Annotated in this window: 23 protein-coding genes, 1 tRNA gene and 1 pseudogene; 16 read left to right on the top strand and 9 right to left on the bottom strand. The window is 69.7% G+C overall.

Annotated features, from left to right (window positions below):
- The first annotated feature begins 116 nt into the window (after positions 1–116).
- Positions 117–467: a hypothetical protein gene (locus ACFO6V_RS24330; RefSeq protein WP_377140586.1), complete on the top strand. Its 351-nt coding sequence runs from the start codon at positions 117–119 to the stop codon at positions 465–467.
- A gap of 91 nt (positions 468–558) precedes the next feature.
- On the opposite strand, the gene mscL is transcribed toward ACFO6V_RS24330, so the two are convergent.
- Together mscL and ACFO6V_RS24340 are read right to left on the bottom strand one after the other, a co-directional pair.
- Complete coding sequence (mscL, locus tag ACFO6V_RS24335; protein WP_377140588.1) at positions 559–1008, bottom strand: large conductance mechanosensitive channel protein MscL; 450 nt, start codon at positions 1006–1008, stop codon at positions 559–561.
- Between the two features lie 138 nt (positions 1009–1146).
- Entirely contained in the window at positions 1147–2040 is an 894-nt protein-coding gene (locus tag ACFO6V_RS24340) for an SAF domain-containing protein (protein ID WP_377140590.1), read from the bottom strand.
- 175 nt (positions 2041–2215) lie between these two features.
- Here ACFO6V_RS24340 and ACFO6V_RS24345 point away from each other — a divergent pair, with 175 nt between their 5' ends.
- Complete coding sequence (locus ACFO6V_RS24345; protein WP_377141190.1) at positions 2216–2407, top strand: hypothetical protein; 192 nt, start codon at positions 2216–2218, stop codon at positions 2405–2407.
- Between the two features lie 14 nt (positions 2408–2421).
- Here the strand turns inward: ACFO6V_RS24345 and ACFO6V_RS24350 are convergent.
- A pseudogene (locus tag ACFO6V_RS24350) lies at positions 2422–2568 on the bottom strand (FmdB family zinc ribbon protein); the annotation flags it as partial.
- Positions 2569–2903: 335 nt separating this feature from the next.
- Between ACFO6V_RS24350 and ACFO6V_RS24355 the strand changes: the two are divergent.
- Positions 2904–5444, top strand: a complete 2541-nt coding sequence (locus ACFO6V_RS24355) for a penicillin acylase family protein (RefSeq protein ID WP_377141158.1) — start codon at positions 2904–2906, stop codon at positions 5442–5444.
- A 112-nt stretch (positions 5445–5556) separates the two neighbouring features.
- On the opposite strand, the gene ACFO6V_RS24360 is transcribed toward ACFO6V_RS24355, so the two are convergent.
- Positions 5557–6204, bottom strand: coding sequence for a 5-formyltetrahydrofolate cyclo-ligase (locus ACFO6V_RS24360; protein ID WP_377140592.1), 648 nt, complete (start codon positions 6202–6204; stop codon positions 5557–5559).
- 227 nt (positions 6205–6431) lie between these two features.
- Here ACFO6V_RS24360 and ACFO6V_RS24365 point away from each other — a divergent pair, with 227 nt between their 5' ends.
- From ACFO6V_RS24365 to ACFO6V_RS24375, 3 genes are all read left to right on the top strand, one after another.
- Complete coding sequence (locus ACFO6V_RS24365; RefSeq protein ID WP_377140595.1) at positions 6432–7043, top strand: GNAT family N-acetyltransferase; 612 nt, start codon at positions 6432–6434, stop codon at positions 7041–7043.
- 60 nt (positions 7044–7103) lie between these two features.
- Positions 7104–8231, top strand: coding sequence for a hypothetical protein (locus ACFO6V_RS24370; RefSeq protein ID WP_377140598.1), 1128 nt, complete (start codon positions 7104–7106; stop codon positions 8229–8231).
- Between the two features lie 102 nt (positions 8232–8333).
- A tRNA-Ala gene (locus tag ACFO6V_RS24375) sits at positions 8334–8406 on the top strand.
- 391 nt (positions 8407–8797) lie between these two features.
- Here the strand turns inward: ACFO6V_RS24375 and ACFO6V_RS24380 are convergent.
- Together ACFO6V_RS24380 and ACFO6V_RS24385 are read right to left on the bottom strand one after the other, a co-directional pair.
- Entirely contained in the window at positions 8798–9937 is a 1140-nt protein-coding gene (locus ACFO6V_RS24380; RefSeq protein WP_377140600.1) for a sensor histidine kinase, read from the bottom strand.
- Positions 9934–10593 (bottom strand): response regulator, encoded by a 660-nt coding sequence (locus ACFO6V_RS24385; RefSeq protein WP_377140603.1) that lies wholly within the window; start codon positions 10591–10593, stop codon positions 9934–9936. Before ACFO6V_RS24385 ends, ACFO6V_RS24380 begins: the two co-directional genes overlap by 4 nt.
- Positions 10594–10679: 86 nt before the next feature.
- Here ACFO6V_RS24385 and ACFO6V_RS24390 point away from each other — a divergent pair, with 86 nt between their 5' ends.
- From ACFO6V_RS24390 to ACFO6V_RS24400, 3 genes are all read left to right on the top strand, one after another.
- Entirely contained in the window at positions 10680–12119 is a 1440-nt protein-coding gene (locus ACFO6V_RS24390; RefSeq protein WP_377140606.1) for a heparan-alpha-glucosaminide N-acetyltransferase domain-containing protein, read from the top strand.
- A 90-nt stretch (positions 12120–12209) separates the two neighbouring features.
- Positions 12210–12758 carry a GNAT family N-acetyltransferase gene (locus tag ACFO6V_RS24395; RefSeq protein ID WP_377140609.1) on the top strand — a complete coding sequence of 183 codons (549 nt, stop codon included), beginning with the start codon at positions 12210–12212 and terminating at the stop codon, positions 12756–12758.
- A gap of 257 nt (positions 12759–13015) precedes the next feature.
- The gene (locus ACFO6V_RS24400) at positions 13016–14185 is read left to right on the top strand and encodes a DUF418 domain-containing protein (protein WP_377140612.1); all 1170 of its coding nucleotides are present in this window, start codon (positions 13016–13018) and stop codon (positions 14183–14185) included.
- Between the two features lie 234 nt (positions 14186–14419).
- Here the strand turns inward: ACFO6V_RS24400 and ACFO6V_RS24405 are convergent, their stop codons facing one another.
- Positions 14420–15154, bottom strand: coding sequence for a GbsR/MarR family transcriptional regulator (locus ACFO6V_RS24405; RefSeq protein WP_377140615.1), 735 nt, complete (start codon positions 15152–15154; stop codon positions 14420–14422).
- A gap of 233 nt (positions 15155–15387) precedes the next feature.
- Between ACFO6V_RS24405 and ACFO6V_RS24410 the strand changes: the two genes are divergently transcribed.
- The 3 genes from ACFO6V_RS24410 (at position 15388) to ACFO6V_RS24420 (ending at position 17724) form a co-directional block, all read left to right on the top strand.
- Positions 15388–16047 carry a DUF4097 family beta strand repeat-containing protein gene (locus tag ACFO6V_RS24410; protein ID WP_377140617.1) on the top strand — a complete coding sequence of 220 codons (660 nt, stop codon included), beginning with the start codon at positions 15388–15390 and terminating at the stop codon, positions 16045–16047.
- A 91-nt stretch (positions 16048–16138) separates the two neighbouring features.
- Positions 16139–16966, top strand: a complete 828-nt coding sequence (locus ACFO6V_RS24415; protein WP_377140620.1) for an ABC transporter ATP-binding protein — start codon at positions 16139–16141, stop codon at positions 16964–16966.
- On the top strand, positions 16963–17724 hold the full coding sequence (locus ACFO6V_RS24420; protein ID WP_377140623.1) for an ABC transporter permease: 762 nt from the start codon (positions 16963–16965) through the stop codon (positions 17722–17724). Before ACFO6V_RS24415 ends, ACFO6V_RS24420 begins: the two co-directional genes overlap by 4 nt.
- A 117-nt stretch (positions 17725–17841) precedes the next feature.
- On the opposite strand, the gene ACFO6V_RS24425 is transcribed toward ACFO6V_RS24420, so the two are convergent.
- Together ACFO6V_RS24425 and ACFO6V_RS24430 are read right to left on the bottom strand one after the other, a co-directional pair.
- The gene (locus ACFO6V_RS24425; protein WP_377140625.1) at positions 17842–18315 is read right to left on the bottom strand and encodes a GNAT family N-acetyltransferase; all 474 of its coding nucleotides are present in this window, start codon (positions 18313–18315) and stop codon (positions 17842–17844) included.
- A 64-nt stretch (positions 18316–18379) separates the two neighbouring features.
- Positions 18380–19222: an SDR family NAD(P)-dependent oxidoreductase gene (locus ACFO6V_RS24430; protein WP_377140628.1), complete on the bottom strand. Its 843-nt coding sequence runs from the start codon at positions 19220–19222 to the stop codon at positions 18380–18382.
- A gap of 135 nt (positions 19223–19357) precedes the next feature.
- On the opposite strand from ACFO6V_RS24430, the gene ACFO6V_RS24435 reads away from it, so the two are divergent.
- The 4 genes from ACFO6V_RS24435 to ACFO6V_RS24450 all read left to right on the top strand — a co-directional run bounded on the left by ACFO6V_RS24435 (position 19358) and on the right by ACFO6V_RS24450 (position 22001).
- Complete coding sequence (locus ACFO6V_RS24435) at positions 19358–19816, top strand: hypothetical protein (RefSeq protein ID WP_377140631.1); 459 nt, start codon at positions 19358–19360, stop codon at positions 19814–19816.
- A gap of 110 nt (positions 19817–19926) precedes the next feature.
- Positions 19927–20748: a C40 family peptidase gene (locus tag ACFO6V_RS24440; RefSeq protein WP_377140633.1), complete on the top strand. Its 822-nt coding sequence runs from the start codon at positions 19927–19929 to the stop codon at positions 20746–20748.
- 109 nt (positions 20749–20857) lie between these two features.
- The gene (locus ACFO6V_RS24445; RefSeq protein WP_377140635.1) at positions 20858–21328 is read left to right on the top strand and encodes a hypothetical protein; all 471 of its coding nucleotides are present in this window, start codon (positions 20858–20860) and stop codon (positions 21326–21328) included.
- Between the two features lie 103 nt (positions 21329–21431).
- Positions 21432–22001 (top strand): DUF305 domain-containing protein, encoded by a 570-nt coding sequence (locus ACFO6V_RS24450; RefSeq protein ID WP_377140637.1) that lies wholly within the window; start codon positions 21432–21434, stop codon positions 21999–22001.
- Positions 22002–22035: the final 34 nt, after the last annotated feature.

Here is a 22035-nt window from a genome sequence, read left to right on the forward strand (position 1 = left end):
GGTCGCTTGCTCTGAGATCGGTCATTCGATTGACCGATCTCAGAGCACCTGACCGAAGTCACCTGTCCGGCCGGGCAACGGACCGATCTCATATCCGCACGGGTGACAATGGTGGAGTGAGCGAGTCCGTGAACCAGCCGTTCGAGCCGGTGTCCTCGGCTGACTCGGCGACATCGGCTGACCCGGCAACGTCCGCCGATTCAGCCGTGGGCGGCGCCGATCTGACGGCGTCCGCCGACCCGGCTACGAGCGGCGTCGACTCGACAGCCGGTGGCGCCGGCCCGCGGCGGCGCGGGCCTCGGCGTGCCGTGCGGCGCGGGACCGAACGTGAGGCAGTGCTCGGGGTGAGTGCCGACGAGCGGCCGGCCGGCTGGAGCGAGGGGGCCGACGGCGGCGGCGCGGCCGGCGCCGGCCACGACTCGAACGACGAGCAGCTCCGCCGGGACGTCCCGCCGCACTGGGCCTGACCCCCTGCTGCCGACAAGTCGAGAACGGGGTCATGTTCGCAGCACGTTCGCTCCGGAACACAACCCCGTTCTCACCGCACCTCAGGACCCGTCAGTTGGACTGGGAGGGTGACTGCGTGACCTGCTGCGCGCGCAGCAGGTCACGGATCTCGGTGAGCAGCACGACCTCCTCCGCGGCGGCCTCCTCGACAACCTCTTCCGAGGTCTTGCGCAGGGACTTCAGCTTGTTGATCGGGAGGATCACGAAGAAGTAGATCGCGGAGGCGATCAGCACGAACATGATCAGGCCCTGGATGAACAGCCCGATCGGGAATTTGGTGGTCTCGTGGCGCCAGTTCGGGACGTCGAAGGCGATACCCGAGAAGTCCGGTGCGCCGACGAGCCACCCGACGAGCGGCATGATGAAGCCCTCCACGAGGCCGTTGATGACCCCGGAGAAGGCGGCGCCGATGACAACGGCGACTGCGAGGTCGAGCACGTTGCCGCGCATGATGAATTCCTTGAAACCCTGAAACATACTGTGTCCCCTGCTGTTGTTCATCGGTGGTCGAGAGCCGCCGGGACCGGCCCGGTCAAGGATTCTGCGGTGACATCGAACATTCCGCACCTTGGATGGACATTCTGCCGAATTGCGGCGCTGTTTGCCCCGCTATGCCCGGGCGCTAGCGGCCGTACCGCCCTACGGCACCAGTACCGCCGTCACCGCGCCCCAGCCCGAGACCGCCGACAGCTCCGGTGCGTCCTCCGGGACCACGGCGACGAGCGTGACTGTACGGTCGCCGTCCGACGCCGGACCCAGCAGCCCACCCGGGGCCTCCGGCTCGCGTCCAGGGGGGACGGGCAGCACCAGCGCGCCGCGCGCGAGGTACTGGGGTGCTCCGTCCGGTTCACTGCCCGACGTCGTCCCGGCCAGCAGGTCGATCCGGTCGCCGGGGCGCAGGAGGGCGGCGACCGCGTCGTCGGACAGGCGGACCGGGACCACGACGGTGCCGTGCGGTGCGGCGTCGGAGACGCCGTCGTCGGAGACGAGGGTGGCGTGCAGCGGCGCGCCCGCTGGCAGCCCGACGACCGCCGCGCGACCGAGCAGGCTGCGCACGGTGTGCAGCACGCCGGGCGGGGCGAGGTCGGCGGCGACGGAGCGCACGACGACGTCGTCCCGGGTGAGGGTGGTGCCTGCCGCGACGGGCCGTGCGGTGACCGCCACGTCGATCGTGGGCGGGGGCGGCGGGCGCAGGAGGTGCACCGTCACCGAGGCCGCGAGACCGAACAGGGCGGCCGCCAGCGCGAAGCGCCAGCGCCACAGGATCCGCCGGGCGCGCCGGAGCGCGGTCGAACGGGAGCCGCCCGGTCCTGGCCTGCCCGGACGTGACCCGCCTGGACGCCGTTGGACCAGACCCAGCCGGCCCGGACGTGACCGGGACCCGCCCGGCAGAGCCAGCAGACCACCTGGGCCAGCCGGCTGGTCAGTGGGCTGAGCGGTTCCGACGACTACGTCCCAGGGCGTGCGCACGTCGGAGCCGGGCGGCGAACCGCGGCGTGCGGCAGGTTCGGCGATCGTGTCGAGAAGTCCCATGCCTGCGACGTTATGCAGCAGGGGAGGGAGCACGGCGCCGCCGTCGGGCAGCCTGTGCACGAGAGGCGGAGAACGCGACCTGTGGTCACGCTCGCACCGTTGGCGGCCCGTCGAACGGGTCCGCGCCGCGGCCGAAGAAATCCGGCCGCGGGATCAGGCAGAGGCGGCCTTCGACGTGCTCGACCCGCTCGACGACGACCCAGAGGACCCGGACGAACCGGAAGAGCTCGACGACCCCGACGAGGAGGACGAGGACGACGACCCCGAGCTGTCCGAGGACGAGGCGCTCGACGAGCCGGAGGAGGACTCCGACTTGCCCGGCTTCACGGTGCTGCTCGTCGACGTGCTGCGCGAGTCTGTCCGGTAGAAGCCGGAGCCCTTGAAGGTGACGCCCACAGAGCTGAACACCTTTCGCAGCTTGCCCTGGCACTCGGGGCAGACGGTCAGCGAAGAGTCGCTGAACTCCTGGTGGATGTCGAACGCGTGGCCGCAGTCGGCACACCGGTACGCGTAGGTGGGCACGTGCACTCCTCTTGGACATCAGGCCGGGCGGAGCGTCGCGCGCTCACTGGAACCGGCTCTGGCACTCGGGGTTTCCGAGTGCCAATAGTAACGGCCCGGTGGCGGGGGATAGTCCCAGGACGTCCCGCGTGTGTTCACTCCCGTGCGTTCACTCAAGCACAGGGGCGAGCGGTAGTCTCCAGTGCGTGTCCGCGACCACTGCCGCCGAGCCCGTAGAGCCCGCCGAAACAGCAACCTCCGACGGTGCGGGACCGACCAAGCCCCGTCGGACTCGTACCACTCGTGTCCGCCAGTTCATCGTCGGCACCGCCGTCATCCTGGTGCTCGTCCTCGTCGCCCTGATGACTTTCGGCTGGCTGACCGCACGCCGGCCGCTCCCGGAGTACTCCGGGGAGATCCAGGTGGAGGGACTGAGCTCTGACGTGCGCGTCAGCCGCGATGCCCAGGGTGTCCCGCAGATCTACGCCGACTCGGCAGAGGATCTGTTCCGCGCGCAGGGCTTCGTGCACGCGCAGGACCGCTTCTTCGAGATGGACTACCGCCGGCACGTGACCGCGGGCCGTCTGGCCGAGCTCGTGGGCAACAACCCCGACGCGATCCAGGCGGACATGGTCACCCGCACGTTCGGCTGGCGGCACGTCGCGGAGGAGGAGTTCAACATCCTCGACGACACGACGCGCCAGTACCTGCAGGCGTACGCGGACGGCGTCAACGCCTACCTCAAGAACCGCAGCCCCGCCGAGACGGCGTTCGAGTACACGGTGCTCGACGTCAGCGTCGAGGTGAACGAGCCGGAGACGTGGACCCCGATCGACTCGCTGGCCTGGCTCAAGGCCATGGCCTGGGACCTGCGCAGCAACTACGACGACGAGCTGGACCGGGCTCTGGCCTACAGCACGCTCGACGACGCGTCGCGAGTCAACGAGCTGTTCCCGGCATTCTCGGTCACCGAGAACGCGCCGATCCTGGATCCGGCCGAGGCGGGTGCCACGCAGTCGACGCAGCAGACCCAGGAGAGCCAGGCGACCCAGACGTTGTCGAGCACCGGGGTCGCCTACGAGAGCCCGCACCTCACCGCGGCCCTGGAGTCCGCGCAGCGGGCCCTGGACGCCGTTCCGGTGCAGATCGCGCGCGGCGAGGGCACCGGCTCGAACTCGTGGGCGGTGGCGGGCAAGTACACGGAGTCGGGCAAGCCGCTCCTGGCGAACGACCCGCACCTCGACCTCGCCGCCCCCGGTATCTGGGCGCAGGTCGGCCTGCACTGCAACCAGGTAGGCCCGGAGTGCCCCTTCGACGTCTCCGGGTTCTCCTTCTCCGGCTTCCCCGGCGTGATCATCGGGCACAACGCGGACATCTCCTGGGGCCTGACGAACATGGGCGCCGACGTCACCGACTTCTTCATCGAGCGGGTCACCTACGACGGGGGCCCGAGCTACCTGCGTGGCGTGGAGTGGGTCCCCGTGGAGACGGAGACCGAGGTGATCCGGGTCGACGGCGGTAGCCCGGTCGAGTTCGAGGTTCAGCGGACCGTGCACGGCCCGATCATCTCGTCCGTCATGGACGAGGCCACCATGGACGCCGTGCGCGACTCACCCACCGAGATCGGCACGGATCAGGGCCTCCAGTACGAGATCTCGCTGCAGTGGACGGCGCTCAAGCCGGGCCGCACCGCCGACGCCGTGTTCGACATGAACCGCGCGAAGACCCCGGCGGACATGAAGGCTGCCGCCGCGAAGTTCGAGGTCCCGTCGCAGAACATCGTCTTCGCCACCACGGACGGCCACATCGGTTACCAGGCGCCGGGCAAGATCCCGGTGCGCGCCAGCATCCCCGGCGCCGTGGAGTCCGACGGTTCCTGGCCGCGCCCGGGCTGGGACGCCCGCTACGACTGGACTGGCTACGTGGCTCCGGAACAGATGCCCGGCGTCGTGGACCCGAAGGAAGGGTTCATCGTCGCGGCCAACCAGGCAGTCCTGCCCAGCGGGTCCGGGCCGTTCATCACCCGTGACTGGGACTACGGGTACCGGTCGGAACGCATCCGCACGCTCATCAGCCAGGCGATCGCGGAGGGCCGCAAGCTCACGGCCGCCGACATGTCGGAGATCCAGATGGACCAGTGGAGCGTGTTCGCCCACACCCTGGTGCCGGTGCTGCGCGAGGTCGAGCTGCCGGCCGGCTACGACTCGGACGGCCAGAAGCTCCTGGCCGACTGGGCCGACTACACCATGGACCCGGACTCAGCGGCCGCCGCCTACTTCGCGGCGGTGTGGCGCAACCTCCTGGAGATCACGTTCAACGACGAGCTGCCGCAGCCCATGTGGCCCGACGGCGGGAGCCGCTGGCTCGCCGTGATCCAGGGCATGCTGGACGAACCGAGCGACCCGTTCTGGGACGACCAGTCCACGGTGGCCGTCGTGGAGAGCCGCGACCAGGTGCTCACGGAGGCGCTGGTCAGCGCCCGCCAGGACCTCACGGTCGAGCTCGGCAAGGACACCAGCGACTGGGAGTGGGGCACGCTCCACCAGCTCAAGCTGGAGCACCTGGTGCTCGGCGGGCCGAGCATCCCGACGCCGCTGGCCGCGTACATGAACCCGGCGCCGGTCAAGGTCGGCGGCGGATCCTCTGTCGTGAACGCCACCGCGTGGGACGCCTCCAGCGGCAGCTTCGACGTGACGAGCGGCCCGTCGATGCGCATGGTCGTCGACCTCGCGGACCTCGACGCCTCCACCTGGGTGGTGGTGACCGGCACGTCCGCGCACCCGGCGTCCGCGCACTACGACGACCAGCTCGAGGCGTGGGCGGCGGGGGAGACCTTCCCGTGGCCGTCCAGCCCCGAGGCGGTGACCGCCGCGCAGGTGGACGAGCTGACCCTCACCCCGTGAGGTAGTCCCGCCCGTCGTTGGTCGAGCTTGTCGAGACCCCGTATGCCGAACCGGGTCTCGACAAGCTCGACCAACGACGTCGAGCTCGACCAACGACGTCCGAGCGAGCGGCCTAGCCGCCGAGCAGGCGCCAGTCCGTCGTCGTCGCGACGGCGTCCACGCGGATGTCGTGCTCCTCGAGCGGGAGCGGGTGGTCCGCGGCGTCGTACACCTCTTCCGGGAAGACGACGGCGATCACCTTCGCCCCCGGCCGCAGGTGCGTGAGCGCCCGGTCGTACCAGCCGCCGCCCTGCCCGAGCCGCACCCCACGGGTGTCGACAGCGATAGCCGGCGCCAGGACGACGTCGGCCAGCTTGATGGCGTCGGTGCCCAGCGTGGCGCCGCCGGGTTCGGGCGGCCGGCCCGGCGCACGTTCGAGGAGGTCGTGCGAGCCGGTGTAGTCCGCCCAGTCGCGGGCCAGGCCGGCCCCGAGCACGGGAAGCAGCACGCGGACCCCGCGGTCCATGAGGCGGTCCAGGAGCGGCAGCATGCCGGGTTCGGCGCTCCGCGCCGCGTAGGCCGCAACACAGCCCGCATCGCGAACGTCGGGAATTGACTCGATGATGTCCGCTAGCGATTCAGCCGCCTGGGCCCGTTGCCGGGCCGACCGATGGCCGCGTTGTGCGCGGATGGCGCGGCGGAGCTCTTCCTTGGCGTCACCTGTCTCCATCCCGGGTATGACGGGGTAAGGCTGTGGCGTCGGAACAGAGATGCCGCTCATGACCGCTATTGTGCCAAGACTCCGAGACAAGATTGTTACGAACAGCGTACGAAGAAGGCGAGAACATGACCGAGCGGCTGCTCGACGGGTCCCACACCACCGAGCGTGGTAGACCCACTCCAACGCCGGGATTCGTCTTGGGACGTGGCAAGGGGCGAACGATGATGCCGTCGAGCAAGTCGGACGTGCCAGAAGGCACGACGGGAAAGTTTGTTAAGGGGTGGACGGTGGCCAAGCCATGGCCGGTGACGCTGCGCGAGGACACGTCGGCGGGTGCAGTCGTGCTGCGCCCTCTCCGCCGGCGGGACGCGACCGAATGGTCCCGGCTCCGGGCCGAGAACGCGGCCTGGCTGGAGCGCTGGGAGGCGACGGCGCCCGGTGCGAACCGGTACATCGCCTCGACGTTCGGTGAGTACGTGCGCTCGCTCTCCGCGCAGGCCCGCGCCGGGACGTCGCTCCCCTTCGGCGTGGAGCTCGACGGCGCGCTCGTGGGGCAGCTGACGGTCTCCTCCATCACCTGGGGATCGATGTGCTCGGCGAGCATCGGGTACTGGGTGAGCGAGAGCGTGGCCGGCCGGGGCGTCATCCCCACAGGCGTGGCGATGGCGATCGACTACGCGTTCTTCCTGGGGCTGCACCGCATCGAGATCAACATCCGGCCCGAGAACAAGCCGAGCCTTCGTGTGGTCGAGAAGCTGGGGCTGCGGGACGAGGGTGTGCGCGAGCGGTTCCTGCACATCCAGGGCCAGTGGCGGGACCACCGAACCTTCGCGGTCACCCGCGAGGAGGTCCCGGAGGGGCTGCTGGCGCGCTGGCAGCGCCTGCGGGACGCGCCCTGACGGCGGGACACGCCGCGCGTGGTGCCGCTGGGCGTGGCAATGCTCGCCTAACGTCGTGTCGTGGAATCGACTGCAGGACTGACAGCCGTAGCGCTGTTCGTCCTGTGGCTGGGCTATTGGCTGCCGAGCCTGGTGCGTTACCGGTCAGAGCTCGCCGACGCGCGGGTGACCGACCGGTTCTCGGCAGGGCTGCGCATCGTCGCGATGAGTGGCTCCGGACGGAAAGGAGGGGCGATGGTTACTGACGGCAAGCCGCGGGAGACCGGGCAGGGTGTGCCGCGCGTCGCCCGCCCGACCCCGAAGGGGCACCCGCTCCAGATCATGGTCCGTGGCCGCCCGCTGACGGCGGAGCGCATCCGCCGGGTCGAGCGGCGCGCGCGGCGTGCCGCGCGTGCCCGACGTCGTCTCATCGTGTCCGCGTTCCTGATGGTGTGCAGCATCGCTGCCTGGGTGTTCGTCGGTCTCGACCGGCTGCACTGGGGCATGGCGGTCGCGCCGTCGGCGATGCTGCTGTTCGTGCTGTTCCTGGGCCGCCGTGCGGCCCGGGCGGCCCGGCGGGCGGACGCTCGGTGGCAGGCGACCGTGCGGGCGGCGCGGCAGCGTGCCACGCAGGCTCGTGTCCTCGCGAACGGCGGGCCCTACGCGCCGCGAAACCGGGCGCAGGTCACCGGTCTGGCGACCCACGGCTCGAGCACGCAGACGCAGGCGATCCCACGGGTCGTCCGCAAGGACGTGCTCGACGAGATCCTCGACGGCCCGGCCGAGCCGAAGGTCATCGAGGTGCCCGTCGAGGACGAGGCGAAGGCCGAGCGTCCGGTAGAGGCCAAGGAGCCGGCAAAGCGGGAGCAGCTGCCGAGCGGGCGTGCCTGGGACCCGGTCCCGGTCCCGCTGCCCACCTACGTGACCAAGCCGGCGGCACCGCAGCGTCAGCCGGCGGCACTTCCGGCCACGTCGACGGCGTCCAGGGGTTCGGCAACACCTTCCGGTCCGACGGCGGGTGCTCCGGGCCGGCAGCCGGGGTCCGGTGCGGTGCTGCCGCCGTCGATCCCCGCGTCCGGCTCCGTCCGGGCCGGGGCCGACCCGGTTGCCGAGGACGAGCTCATCCGGGGCGAGCCGCCGCGCATGAAGTCCGAGACGCTGGGCAAGCCGCTGGAGGAGATCCTGGCGCGACGCCGGGCGGCCGGGTGACGTCGCCGGTCCAGCTCGCGCGGGTCACGTGCTCGTGACCCGCGCGACACCGGAAGAAGTTGCGGATCACCTGAGGTGAAGTGCTACTCTTCTGCAGTCCGAGGGGCTATGGCGCAGTTGGTAGCGCGCTTCGTTCGCAATGAAGAGGTCGGGGGTTCGAATCCCCCTAGCTCCACCGATTGAGGGCCGTTGAGTCTGGCGTAAAGCCAGTTCAGCGGCCCTTTCGGTTTCTGCCGGACCGCCATGACGAAGGGTGGCCGAATGAAAATGCCACGGGTTGTGCCACGCGTGAGGTGGCGGCTGGCGCGCATGAGCGGTCATGGACGGTCGGTGCCACGCACACCTGTCGCCCATGAACGACCACGCTGAGGACGACGAGAACCTGTCGGGACTGATGCTCAGGTGGTCGACGCCGCGCGCGCCGCTATGGCCCTCCGTCAAGCGACGCGATCTCAGGTCACGCAGATCCGGCGGCCGGACGCCACACACCGCGAGCAAAGCATCCGTATGTGAAACGAGCGCAGTTCTCGTGGCACGTACCAAGCGGGCGGGCCTGCGCCAGACGCTCAGCTCATCGTCTTCAGCGGCACGCGCAGCGCGACCCTCCAGCCTTCTGAGTTCGTCGGCCCTGCTTCGAATGTTCCTCCGAGTAGTTCGGCGCGCTGTCTGAGGCCGATCAGTCCGTGCTTCGCGCTCGGCAGCGGCATCACCGGTCGATTCGGTGCCGTGTTGATCACCTCGGCCAGTACGGCGCCGTCGTCCTGGGCGACTTGGACGCGGACCGCGGCGCCCGGGGCATGTTTGCGGGCGTTCGTCAGCGCTTCCTGCACCGTGCGGTAGATCGCCCGCTGCAGCGGAGGGCTGAGCTCTGGCAGCGGGCCTGTCTCGAGGCGCGCCTGCAGGCCGGCGTTGTCGACGAGCTCGTCGAGCTGGTCGAGGGTGGGCTGGGGTGCGAGGCCATTGCCCGCGCCGCCTCCGGCGCGGAGCAAGCTCACCATGTACCGCAACTCGTCCAGCGTGCGCGCCGCGAGCGTGCGGATCGTGTCGGCGGCTTCCTTCGAGATCGATTCCTGGGTGCTCACCTGGAGCGCTCCGGCCCGCACCGCGATCAGGCTCACCTGGTGGGAGACGACATCGTGCATCTCTCGGGCCAGGTGGGCGCGCTCCTGTGCCAGCACCTTCTGGGTCGCCAGCGCCTGCTCGTGCTCGCGGACCTCGCTGATCTCCTCCAGGCGCCGGGACAGTTCCTGCTTGGTCTGGAGCAGCTGCCCCAGGAAGACCGCTGCGCCCGCGGGTGCCAGTGAGTACACGCCCCACACCGGCCAGGCCGATTCGGCCAGGATGTCGCCGCCGCCCCACCACGGGGTGATGGTCAGGCCCGCGTAGACCAGGGCGCATCCGCTCAGCAGCCACCGGTTCCGGGTTGCGCACGCGACCGTGAACAGCGCGATGAGCGACGCCGCCGACTGGCCCATGAGCAGCGGCATCGGGAGCGTGGCGATGAAGACCGCCAACGGGAACCGGCGGCGCACGGCCAGCGCGATCACCCCGGCCACGAGCACGATGTCGTCCCACCCGTTACCGGGCATCTGGTTGAACGCCAGGTCGGCCCCGGCCACGGCGATAAGGGTGGCGTCGAGGAGGACTGCGGGCCAGCGTGAGCCCGAGTGCCACCAGGCCGTGATGTGGCCCATGAGCGAGGTCATCGCTGCTCGCCCTTGTCGAGCAGGCCCCCGCGTTCGGCCAGGAGCGCGGCTTGGACCCGGTTGGCGACCTGGAGCTTGGCGAGGATCGCCGAGACGTGGTCCTTGACGGTGCCGACGCCGAGGTAGAGGCGGGCGGCGATGTCGGCATTGGACAGTCCGTCGGCGAGGTGGACGAGTACGGCCCGTTCCCGGTCGGTCAGGGTGTCGATGAGGACGGTGTCGGCGGGCTCTCTGCGGGTTGACGCGAGGTAGCCGTTGACGACGGTGGAGGTGACTCGCGGGGAGAGGGCCACGCCGTGGGCGGCGAGGGTGCGCACCTGCAGGGCCAGGTGGTCGGGGGAGGTGTCCTTGAGCAGGAACCCAGCCGCGCCTCGGTGGAGGGCCGCGGTGACGTACTCGTCGTTGTCGAAGGTGGTGAGCATGGCGACCACAGGCGGCGACGGCTTCGAGAGCATGCGGTCGAGCACGGTCAGCCCGTCCACATCGGGCATACGGATGTCGAGCAGCACGATGTCGGGTTGCAGCCGTTCGGCCTCGGCGACCGCGCGAGCGCCGGTGACCGCGCCGACGACCTCGATGTCCGGTGCGGCGTTGAGGATGAGTTCGATGCCGCTGCGGATCAACGCCTCGTCGTCGACGATCAGAACCCGGATCACGGCCGCTCCTCCAGTGTCGTTTCCACGGATCGATTCGTAGCACGGCCGTGCCTCGTCGCGCTTGCGTCACAAGCGTTCCGCGGCGATTGCCGCGGGTCGGCGGGGGGCCTTCGGCCGGTCGGCGGGCGAGCGATCCCTGCTGGGAGGGATCGGTTCCCGCCGTCTGCGGTAGCGCGGCGGACCTTCGCAGGATGGGTCGTGCGCCCGCGCCGCCGCAGGCTGAATCCATGACTGATACCGACACTGTACGCAGCGAGCGGATGCTGGTCCGCACCGACCGCGAGACACCGTCCGAACCGAAACCGCAGCGAGGCAGCGCATTCGGTCGCGTGCTCGGGCTCGACCTGGCCCGTGCGCTGGCGATCTTCGGCATGTTCTACGCGCACGTAGGACCGATGCAGGAGTTCAGAAACCCTGTGGTCAACACGATCATGCAGATTCCGCACGGCCGCTCGTCGGCCCTGTTCGCGGTCCTGGCCGGCTTGTCGCTGGTCCTGCTTGCGGGTGGCCGCCGACAGCTGCCGGCGCTCGAACGACGGCAGCGGATCGTCAAGATCGTCATCCGGGCGGTCCTGCTGATCGCCCTCGGTACGGTGCTGACGCTCTGGCTGCACACCGACATCGTCATCCTGGCGTTCTACGGTCTGTTCTTCCTGCTCGCGCTGCCGTTCGTGCGGTGCGGCGTCAAGACGCTGGCGGTCCTCTCGGCCTCGTTCGCGGTCGTCGGCTCCGTGGTCTACTACTGGATCGCCATGGCGCAGCCGGCCTTCGTCACCGCTCTGAACGCGCATGACCCGATCACCCGCATGGGTGCCGACGGCTTCGGCCGGCTGCTGTTCACTGGCCTCTACCCGGCCCTCCCGTGGCTCGCCTACATCTTCGCGGGCGTGGCGATCGCCAAGCTCGACCTGTCCGCCAAGTGGGTGCGTGTCGGCATGGCCTCGGTCGGTGCCGGACTGGCGCTGGCCGGTTATGGGCTCTCGTGGGTGTTGCTGAAGGTCCTGTTCGCCGGAGGCGGCATGGGCGGCGGATTCGGTTCCTCCGGTTCGAGCATGGCGTCGTCTTCGACGGGCTCGGGCTCGTCCGGGATGAGCGGTTCGTCCGGCACGTGGTCCGATTCGCTGAGCGAATACGATCCGTGGTCCTCGGACATGCTGCAGTTCCTGCTCTCGGCCTCGCCGCACTCGGGCACCGCGTTCGAGCTGTTGGGCAACATCGGCATCGCGATGCTGGTCATCGTCGGATCGGTCGCCCTGCTCGACCGGTCGGCCCTGGCCCGCAAGCTCCTGACGCCGATCACGGCGGCCGGAGCGATGTCCCTGACCCTGTACGTCGCCCACCTGTGGGCCCTCAATCACGTCCCGTCGAACAGCGACGGCGGCCCGGTCACCGAGGCGCTGGCGGTGTGGGGCTGGTTCTGCGTGGTGGGCATCGGGTTCGCATTCGTATGGTCCCGGTGGTTCAAGCGCGGGCCGCTCGAATACGCGATGCAGTGGGCCACGAGCCCCGCCAAGCTGGTGCGCTGATCGACTGCACCGCTGTCGCAACGGGGCCGCTGGGTCGGAGCGCTCGCTCCGGCCCAGCGGCTTGCCTCCACTTGATACAAGGAGAACGACATGACCGCTCTTGACGTCACGCTCGTGCGTGCGGATGACGCCGACCGCCCGGCCTTCCGGAAGGAGCTGCAGCGGGCGTTCACCGAAGCGGCCGCCGCCTACGGCATCGGGGGGCAGGAGGTCCCGATACCTCCCGACGAGGACGTCCGAGCCTCGTTCCGTGCGCCCGGAGCCGCCGTCTACTACGTGCTGCTCGAGGGAGCGGTAGTCGGTGGCGCGGCGCTGCAGATCGACGCCCGGACGCACCGCAACTCGCTGAATTTCTTCTACGTCGCCCCGGAGCACCATGGCCGCGGGATCGGCCTGAAGGCGTGGAGAGCGATCGAAGCCGCACACCCGCAGACCGAGGTGTGGGAGACCGGAACGCCCTACTTCGAGCAGCGCAACATCCACTTCTACGTCAACAAGTGCGGGTTCCACATCGTCGAGTTCTTCAATGAACGCCACCCCGACCCGCACGACTTGCATGGGGCGGAAGCGGACGAGGACCATGCCGAAGAGCCGGGCGGCGAGGGGTTCTTCAGGTTCGAAAAGGTTATGCGGCCGTAGAACGGCGGACCGATCCGGTCGACTGCCGACTTCCCAGCCGGTCGGGGGTCGCAACTCCCGCCGATCGCCGAGTCGGATACCGCGAACTGCCGGATGGGCCGGGCCGCCCTCTTCACCACAGAGTTTGAGCCATGACTCATTTGCAGCCACTGCAGGAGAAAGCAGCTCCGCAGGAGCATGCGCCCGCCTCGCTTCTGACCCCCGGCACACCCGACGATCCGGCTACGACCGCTCCCGCTTCGCAAGGCGACGCGTCGATGGGACGCCTCGTCGGAGTGGACCTGGCCCGCGCGGTGGCCGTGTTCGGTATGTACACCGTGCACGTCGGGCCGATGCTCTCGACCACGAGCGGCGTCGGCAGCTGGGTCCGGTACATGGCCGACGGGCACTCGTCGGTCCTGTTCGCGACCCTCGCGGGCTTCTCGCTGATGCTCATCGCGGGGCGAAAGGAGCCGAAGACCGGCCTGGCCGGACGGAAGGCGAAGGCGCGTATCGCCATCCGCGCGGTCGTCCTGCTCGCCTTCGGCACGCTCTTGGCGAAGCTCTACGGCGACGTCATCATCATCGGCTTCTACGGGGTCTACTTCCTCGTCGCCATGATGTTCCTCAAGCTGAGCGGGAAGACGCTCGCGATCACCGCGGCTGCACTCGCGGTCGCCGGGCCCCAGCTGGCGTTCCTCATCCGCCCGCTGCTCAGCGGATCCGTCCAGCAGACCGTGGACGCGTACGACCCGCTGGAGAAGCTCAGCGGCGTCGGCGTGATCGACCTGCTGTTCACCGGCTTCTACCCGACGATCCCCTGGATCGCGTTCGTGGTCGCTGGTATGGCCCTGGGGCGCGTCGACCTGTCCGCCCCCGCCAACCAGCGGCGCCTCGCCGCCCTCGGCGCCGGACTCACGACGGTCGCCTACGGCCTGTCGCTGCTGCTGGCCGGCAAGGGCGCGCTTCGGAGCATGGCCGAGGACGGATCGTCTGGTTCGTGGTCGGGCTCCGGTTCCGGCTCGTGGTCAGGCTCGTCGAAACCGCCGATGGACAGCGGGTCGTTCGAATACCAGCCGTCGGCTCACGACCTGCTCGTCGCCGGGCCGCACAGCGGGACCACGTTCGACATCATCGGCAGCGTCGGCATCGCGATCCTGGTGATCGTGGGCGCGACGTTCCTGATGGACCACCTGCCGCGCCTGCGCCGCCTGATGACGCCGATCGTCGCGGTCGGCACGATGTCCCTGACGGCCTATGTCGGCCACTTCGTGGTCATGTCCGCGCTCTCCCTGCCCGGAGGCGGCGTCCAGGGTTCCTGGATCCCGGTGCTCACGCTCATCGTCGGAGCGATCGTCTTCGCCGCGATCTGGTCTCACTTCTTCAAGCGCGGCCCGCTCGAGTACCTGCTCGGCCTCGCCACCAAACCGGTGAAGTACATCAAGTAGCGAAGCGGGGCGCCGGGCCGACGGTTCGGCGCCCCGTCACAGTCTTGATCGTCGGGAAAGGTAAGCGCATCGGTGACTCGGCACCCCAGAAGAGGTCGGGGGTTCGAATCCCCCTAGCTCCACAGACTGAAACCCCGCTTGACCAGGGCATACGCTCCGGTCAAGCGGGGTTTTCTCGTTGGCCGGGAGGTGTGTTCGTTCGAGCGCGGCCCCAGGCGGCCCTCGCATCGTCGCTCAGGACGGGTCGTCCGAGGGTGTCCCGGACTTCGTGTGGAGGATCTCGCGAGCCTGGGCCGCCGCGCGCACCAGGCTCTCGCTGATGAAGTCCATGAAGCGGGCGATGTTCTCGAGCCGCTCGCCGGCCGGGGTGTCGCGGCCGAGGACGCTGACCCCTTGCCGCGCGGACGTGGCGAGCAGGGCGTTGGACTGCGCGGTGCCGATGATCGACTGGTACCAGACGTCGTTGTCGGCGACGTAGCGCTCGCGGCGACCCTCGCCGGGCTCGCGGCGGACGAGGCCCTGGCCCTCGAGGAACGAGATCGCCTTGGACACCGATGCTGGGCTGACCTCGAGACGCTGGGCGAGCTCGGCTGCCGTGACGCTGCCCGCGTCGCTGGTGAGGAGGCAGGTCAGCACTCCGGCGCCGATGCGCGGCACGCCCGACTGCATGAAGAGCGTGGTGAAGGACTCCTCGAACTCGCGCACGGCTTCGGCGTCGCGTCCGTGAGCCTGCGGGGCTGCCTCCTGCCCGCGGGGCGCCGTCTGCTTGCGCCGGTGGGTGCGGCGCTCGGCGGCCCGGTGGGCCAGGTCGGCGCGGTAGTCGACGGGGCCACCGTTGCGCAGGACCTCGCGCGTGACCGTCGAGGTGGGCCGGTCTAGCCGTCGCGCGATCTCCGCGTAAGCGAGGTCGTCGGCCAGACCCAGCGCGATCTGCTGGCGTTCCTGCTTGGTGAGCCTGCCACCCGGCATAGCGATCTCCTTGGTGCTCGTGAGTAGCTCCAGAATAGCGTTCACCTTCCATCAGTGCAACGCTCGCCGGGAAGTGTGTTGCGTTAATTCCACACATAGCGCAACGATTTATACGTTCTGACCTGCGCAAAGACGGAAGCAATGCAACACGAGTGTTGCCCGATCTGCGAACGCAACGTAGCGTTTGCGACATCAGAAAGTACGGGCACCACCGAGCACAGGAGCTGAGCATCATGCAGAACTTCGACACCCCGAACCCGATCACCGCCGTCCTGGACGTCCCCGCCGCACGGGTGCAGCTGATCGCCGCTGACCGGGCCGACACCGTGGTCGAGGTCCTGCCGGCGGACGCCACCAAGGGCCGCGACGTGAAGGCCGCAGAACGGACCACCGTCGAGTACGCCGACGGCGTCCTGCGGATCGTGACGCCGGTGAAGCACGAGGTCCTCGGCGCCTCCGGGGCCATCGAGGTGACCGTCCAGCTTCCCGCCGGCTCCGGCGTCGAGGGCAAGGCGGCCACCGCCGAGCTGCGCGGCGTCGGCCGGTTCGGCGTCGTCACCCACGAGGCCTACGGCGAGATCAAGCTTGACGAGGCAGCGAGCGTCAAGCTCACAGCCCAGGCCGGTGACGTCTCGGTCGGTCGTCTGAACGGTCCCGGGGAGATCAGCACCATGCAGGGCGACATCAACGTCGTCGAGGCGGCCCGGGGCAAGGTCGTGCTGAGCACCCAGGCGGGCAACGTGACTGTGGGCGTCGCCGCCGGCGTCTCCGCGTCCCTGGGCGCCGGTACCTCCATGGGCCGGATCGAGAACGCGCTCAAGAACACCGGTGCCGCCGAGGTGGAGATCCACGCGACCACCACCCAGGGCGACATCGCCGCCCGCAGCCTCTGACAACACTCCGAACCCGGCCGGGCCGCCACGGCGGCCCGGCCCGGCAGGCGGGGTGATCCGGAACTTCGAGAACGTGACGAGAGGGAATCAGATGAGTACCGAGGCAACGACCCGAGCAGGACGCGAACCTGCGATCTGGGTGCAGGGTATGGAGAAGTCCTACAAGGACCTGCACGTCCTGAAGGGCGTGGACTTCGAGGTGGCGCGTGGCAGCATCTTCGCGCTGCTGGGCTCCAACGGTGCGGGCAAGACCACGATGGTGCGGATCCTGTCGACGCTGCTGCGGCCGGACGCCGGTACGGCGACCGTCCTCGGGTTCGACGTCACGAAGGACGCGCAGCGCGTCCGGGAGTCGATCAGCCTGACCGGGCAGTTCGCTGCGGTCGACGAGGTCCTGACCGGTCGGGAGAACCTCGTCCTGGTCGCCAAGCTGCGCCACCTCAAGGACCCCGGCAAGATCGCCGACGACCTCCTGACCCGGTTCGACCTGGTCGACGCGGGATCGCGGAAGGCCGGGACGTACTCGGGCGGCATGCGGCGCCGGCTGGACATCGCGATGAGCCTGATCGGCAACCCGCCGATCATCTTCCTCGACGAGCCCACCACCGGCCTCGACCCCGAGGCCCGCATCGAGGTCTGGCAGGTCGTCGCGGAGCTCGCCAAGCAGGGCACCACTGTCCTGCTCACCACGCAGTACCTCGACGAGGCCGAGCAGCTCGCCGACCGGATCGCGATCCTCCACCAGGGCCGCATCATCGCCAACGGCACGCTCGCCGAGCTCAAGGCGCTGCTGCCCCCGGCGAAGGTCGAGTACGTCGAGAAGCAGCCCTCCCTGGAGGACATCTTCCTCACGCTCGTGGGCACCAACGGCAAGGCCGGCAAGGAAACCAGCGACGAGTCCAGCAAGGAGCAGTCATGAGCAAGCACTTCTTCGGCGACACCGCCGTCCTGACCGGGCGATCCCTGAGCCACATCCTCCGGAGCCCCGACACCATCGTCACGACAGCGGTCACGCCGATTGCGATGATGCTGCTGTTCGTCTACGTCTTCGGCGGCGCCATCCAGACCGGTACCGACAACTACGTCAACTACCTCCTGCCCGGCATCCTGCTCATCACCATCGCCTCCGGCATCGCCTACACCGCCTACCGGCTGTTCCTCGACCTCCAGGGCGGTATCTTCGAGCGGTTCCAGTCCATGCCGATCGCTCGCTCCTCGGTGCTGTGGGCGCACGTGCTCACGTCACTGGTGGCCAACATCGTCTCGGTGGTGGTCGTCGTCCTGGTCGGCCTCCTGATGGGCTTCCGCTCCGGCGCGGGCGTGCTGGCGTGGCTCGGCGTCGCGGGCATCCTGGTCCTCTTCACCCTGGCCCTGACCTGGCTCGCCGTCATCGCCGGCCTGTCCGCCAAGACCGTCGACGGCGCCAGCGCCTTCTCCTACCCGCTGATCTTCCTGCCCTTCATCAGCTCGGCCTTCGTCCCGACCGAGACCATGCCCGGCCCGGTGCGCTGGTTCGCCGAGAACCAGCCCGTCACCTCCATCGTCAACACGATCCGCGACCTGCTGGCCCAGCAGCCGGTGGGTGCCGACATCTGGGTCGCGCTCGGCTGGTGCGTCGGCATCCTCGCCATCGCGTACTTCTTCGCGATGTCGGCCTACCGCCGCAAGATCAGCTAATACGAACCGGACATGCCCCTCTGTCTCCCTGTGGGACGGAGGGGCATCGCCGCATCGCACCCGGCTCTTCGGCCGCGGCAGTCGATATGGCCGCGATCCCGATAGCGTCGTTCGTCCTCATCCTTGATCGTGTGCCCCAGGGCGCCACACGTACCGCACGTCCGGCTCGTGCTCCTCGTTGTGGCGGCCGTCGGTGTACTCCGCGACCACGAAGCCGTGCCGCTCGTAGAAGCGGCGTGCCGGCTCGTTGACCTGGAACGTCCACAGCGCCAACCCGGCCGGACGAAGCTGTTTCGCCAGGTGCACGAGCCGGCCGCCGATGCCCCGGCCCTGCCAGGCCGGGTCGAGATAGAGCTGGTCCAGGGATTCGCCGTCCACCACCATCATCCCGACCACCGAGCCCTCGGCCGTGGCCACCCACGTCTCCTGACCGGGCACGACCACCTCGCGGAACCAGGACCGGACCTCGTGGTCCGTATGGGCTCGGCGCACGCTCGGAAGCGCCGCCGTGAAGGAACGCAGCCATACCGCGGCTACCGAGGCGGCATCGGAGTCGACCGCACGGCGGACGGCGAAGTCGTCGGTCTGCATAGCGGCGCATGCTCGCAGACGCGCGATGTGGCGCGCACCTGGATTCCCCGCGGCCGTGCCGGGTTCAGTTGCCTCGCGCCATGGCGAGGGTGCCCTTGAGGTCGAGCCCGGCCTTGGTCCCGCCGTCGCACAGGATGTCGACGCCGGTGAGGTAGCCCGGCCGGTCACTGGCGCAGAAGGCGAGGACCTCGGCGATCTCCTCGGGCTTCCCGTAGCGGTGCAGGGCTGCGTACTCGACGAGCTTGTGCGATCCGCTCTTCTCCTCCAGCCGGCCCATCGTGGTGTCGAAGCTGCCGGGGGAGACGGACAGGATGCGTGCACCCTGGGCGCCGAACCGGGCGGCCATCTCCTGGGAGTACCACATGACGAAGTTCTTGCTCAGGGCGTAGGCCAGCCCGGAGCGCAGGTTGCCCGGCAGCAGGTTCGCGCGGGCGGTGAGCCGGGACACGAAGCGGGCGGGGTCGGTGAACGCCAGCCGGTACGTACGGTGGGATACCAGGGCCCGGGGCGCCATGTGAGCGGCGGACGAGGCCACGTTGACCACGGCGAAACCCTCGCCGGCGAGGGCGAGGGCGGCCTCGGTGACATGGATCGTCCCCAGGGCGTTGATGGCGATCATCTTCCCGGCGTCACCCATCTGCGGGCTGACGCCGGCGCTGTGCACGACCGCGCGCAGGGTGCCGTCGGCGTCGGCCTCGCCGAACAGGTCCTCGACCGACTGCCGGCTGGTGATGTCGCAGCGGGCGGAGACGGCCTCGACGCCGTCCTTGGTCAGCTGTGCCACCGCGTCGTCGAGGCGTTCCTGGTTCACGTCGGCGATGACGACGCGGTGGTCACGGCCGAGAATCCTCGCTGTCGCGAGGCCCATGCCGCCGGCGCCGCCGGTGACTATCGCTGTGTGGTTCATGGTTCTTCTTTCCCCTGGGTGCGACGGCGCGCTGCTCGGTGCGGCGCGTCGTCTGCGCATCATCCCGCCCTACGAGCCTGATCACAGCGCAGGGTTGCCGCCCACCGTGTCCATTCCGTTACTCTTGGGCTCGCCATGAACCTGACACGTCCCGCCCGTTCGCCGCTCGCCGCTCCTCGGCGTGGGCTCACGAGCGTCCTGACGGCCATGTTCCTGGTGCTCGTGGTCCTGGGCGTGCAGGCCGTCTGCGGTGTCCACCTGGACGGCGCCGGTCACGGCGGCACGTCCGCGTACGGCGCGGTGGATCATGACGCGGCGCAGGCCGCGGCGACCGCCCCGGACCAGGTCACCGGCGTGGCTGCCGGACACCACGGCGACGGTCACGGCGAGGGTCCGAACCACTGCGCCGAAGATCGCCCGGTGACCGCGCGGTCCGACCGGACCGTGTCGCCCTCGGTAGACCTGGCAAGGGCTCCGGCCCTCGCCATGCAGTGGCTGGTACCCGAGCTCGCGCACCACTGCCTTCAAGAGCCGGCAGGACTGGCCGTAGCCGCGGCGCCGTCGCTGCACGCCCTCGGGATCTCCCGGACGTAGACCACCACATCCCGTCGACACCACCCCATTCAGGTGTCGGCCGGTTCAGCGCGCCCCGAACACCGGGCCGCGCGTGTGGTTCTACTCCGATCCGAAAGGTCCCAGCTTTCATGGAGCCCAGCTTCACCCTGAACCCGGCCGTGCGCGGCCGTGGTCGTCATCGGGCGGCACGCCGCCCCGTCCTGGCCGACGTCGCCCGGACCGCCACCGAGCAGGCCGCCGCGTTCGCCGGCCGTACCGCCGTGGCAGCAGCAGCCGGTTCCGGCGTGCTGCTGTCCCTGGTGGCCCCGTCTGCCCAGGCGGCACCGGCCACAGAGGTCAGCTCGTCGCTGGCCGGCAAGGCCGTCAGCGGCACGCTCAACACGACCGACCTCAACGCCCTGACCACCCAGGCCAAGGAATCCGTCGCCGCCGCCCCTGTGGTGACCGTCGCCACCGACGCCAAGCTGAAGATCGAGACGGCCGCCGTCTCCGTCGTCTCGGCCGAGGAGAACGAGGAGTACCAGGCGGAGCTGGCCGCCGAGGCAGAAGCGGAGGCCGAGGCCGAGGCAGCCGCAGCCGCCGAGGCCGCTGCTGCCGTGGAGATCCCGGCATCGGCCCAGGGATCGGCCATCGTGTCCATCGGGATGCGGTACCTCGGGGTGCCGTACCTGTGGGGCGGCGAGACCCCGGCCGGGATGGACTGCTCCGGGTTCACGTCCTACGTCTTCGCGCAGGTCGGGATCAACCTTCCCCGGACGTCGTCCGAGCAGCGGTACGCGGGGACCGAGGTGCCCTGGTCCCAGGCGCAGCCCGGTGACCTGCTCTGGTCGCCCGGCCACATCGCGATCTACGCCGGTGACGGCATGCAGATCGAGGCGCCGGTGCCGGGCAAGTCGGTCCGGTACACCCAGGTCTGGCAGTCCAACCCGGTAGTCCTGCGGGTCGGCTGACCTACCAGGCGTGCGGGGCGGGTGCTGTGCCCGCCCCGCACGCCGACGAGGGAGGGACAGCATGGGGCCGCGGTTTCATCCCCATCGGCGGTGGGATAGCCTCCGTGCCGTGCGTGTGATCTCGCTTCTTCGTTCGACGGTCGCCGGGCCTCGCCGGCGCCCGGTCGGCGTGCTGGCGATCCTGACGGTGATCGTCGGCGTGGTCACCATGCACTCGATGAGCGGGTCACCGATCACGCACTCGCACGCCGTACCGCACGAGGCCCCCGTGGTCGTCGCGGAGCAGGTGACCGCCGCTGCCGCAGTCGTCGCCACCACCGCCGTCGTCCGCGCTGTGGCGGAGGCGCCGGACGGCCACGGCGAACAGGGCGCGGGCGACTGCGAGGGATGTTGCGGCGACGGCCTCGTGACGGCGATGTGCCTCATGGTCCTCGTCGCGCTCCTGGCCCTGGTCGCGCCCGCACGTCGGCTGCTGTGGCGGGCCCCGCTCGAGCTGGCGATGGCCCTGACGCCGGCGCTGGTCGGCGTCCGCGCCGTCGCCGCTCCTTCCTTGCACGAGCTCTGCATCTCTCGGACGTAGACCCGGGTCCGGCGCCTCCCCGCGCCGGCCCGACAGCCCCGCCGTGCCCCAGCGCGGCCGGGTCAGTGACTGTTACCCGAGAGACGAGCTAGAGGAAGACCCCATGAAGCGCACCGTTATGTCTGTCATCGTCCTGGCCGGAGCACTTGCCCTCGCGGGCTGCTCGGGCGAGGAGCCCGCGCAGGACACCACTACCGTGGCCGGCGAGCACGCAGAGCACAACGACGCGGACGTCATGTTCGCGCAGATGATGATCCCGCACCACGAGCAGGCGATCGAGATGGCCGACGTCGTCCTGGGCAAGCCCGACGCCGACCCCCAGATCACGGAGCTCGCCACCCAGGTCAAGGCCGCCCAGGCGCCCGAGATCGAGGAGCTCGGTCTGTGGCTGGACACCTGGGGCGCCGAGCGCACCGCTGAGCACTCGGGCCACGCCGGGATGAGCGGCATGATGTCCGAGGAGGACATGCAGGCGCTCGCCGACGCCGCAGGCCCCGAGGCGAACCGGCTGTTCCTGGAGCAGATGATCGCGCACCACCAGGGCGCGGTAGAGATGGCGCAGACCGAGATCGAGTCCGGTCAGGACACGGGCGCGGTAGAGATGGCGCAGACGATAGTCGACACGCAGCAGGCCGAGATCGCGACGATGGAGGACCTCCTCGCCTCGATGTGACCCTCCGGTGGTGCGCCGGCACACGCCGGCGCAC

This window comes from Promicromonospora alba (assembly GCF_042654905.1).
GTDB lineage: Bacteria > Actinomycetota > Actinomycetes > Actinomycetales > Cellulomonadaceae > Promicromonospora > Promicromonospora alba.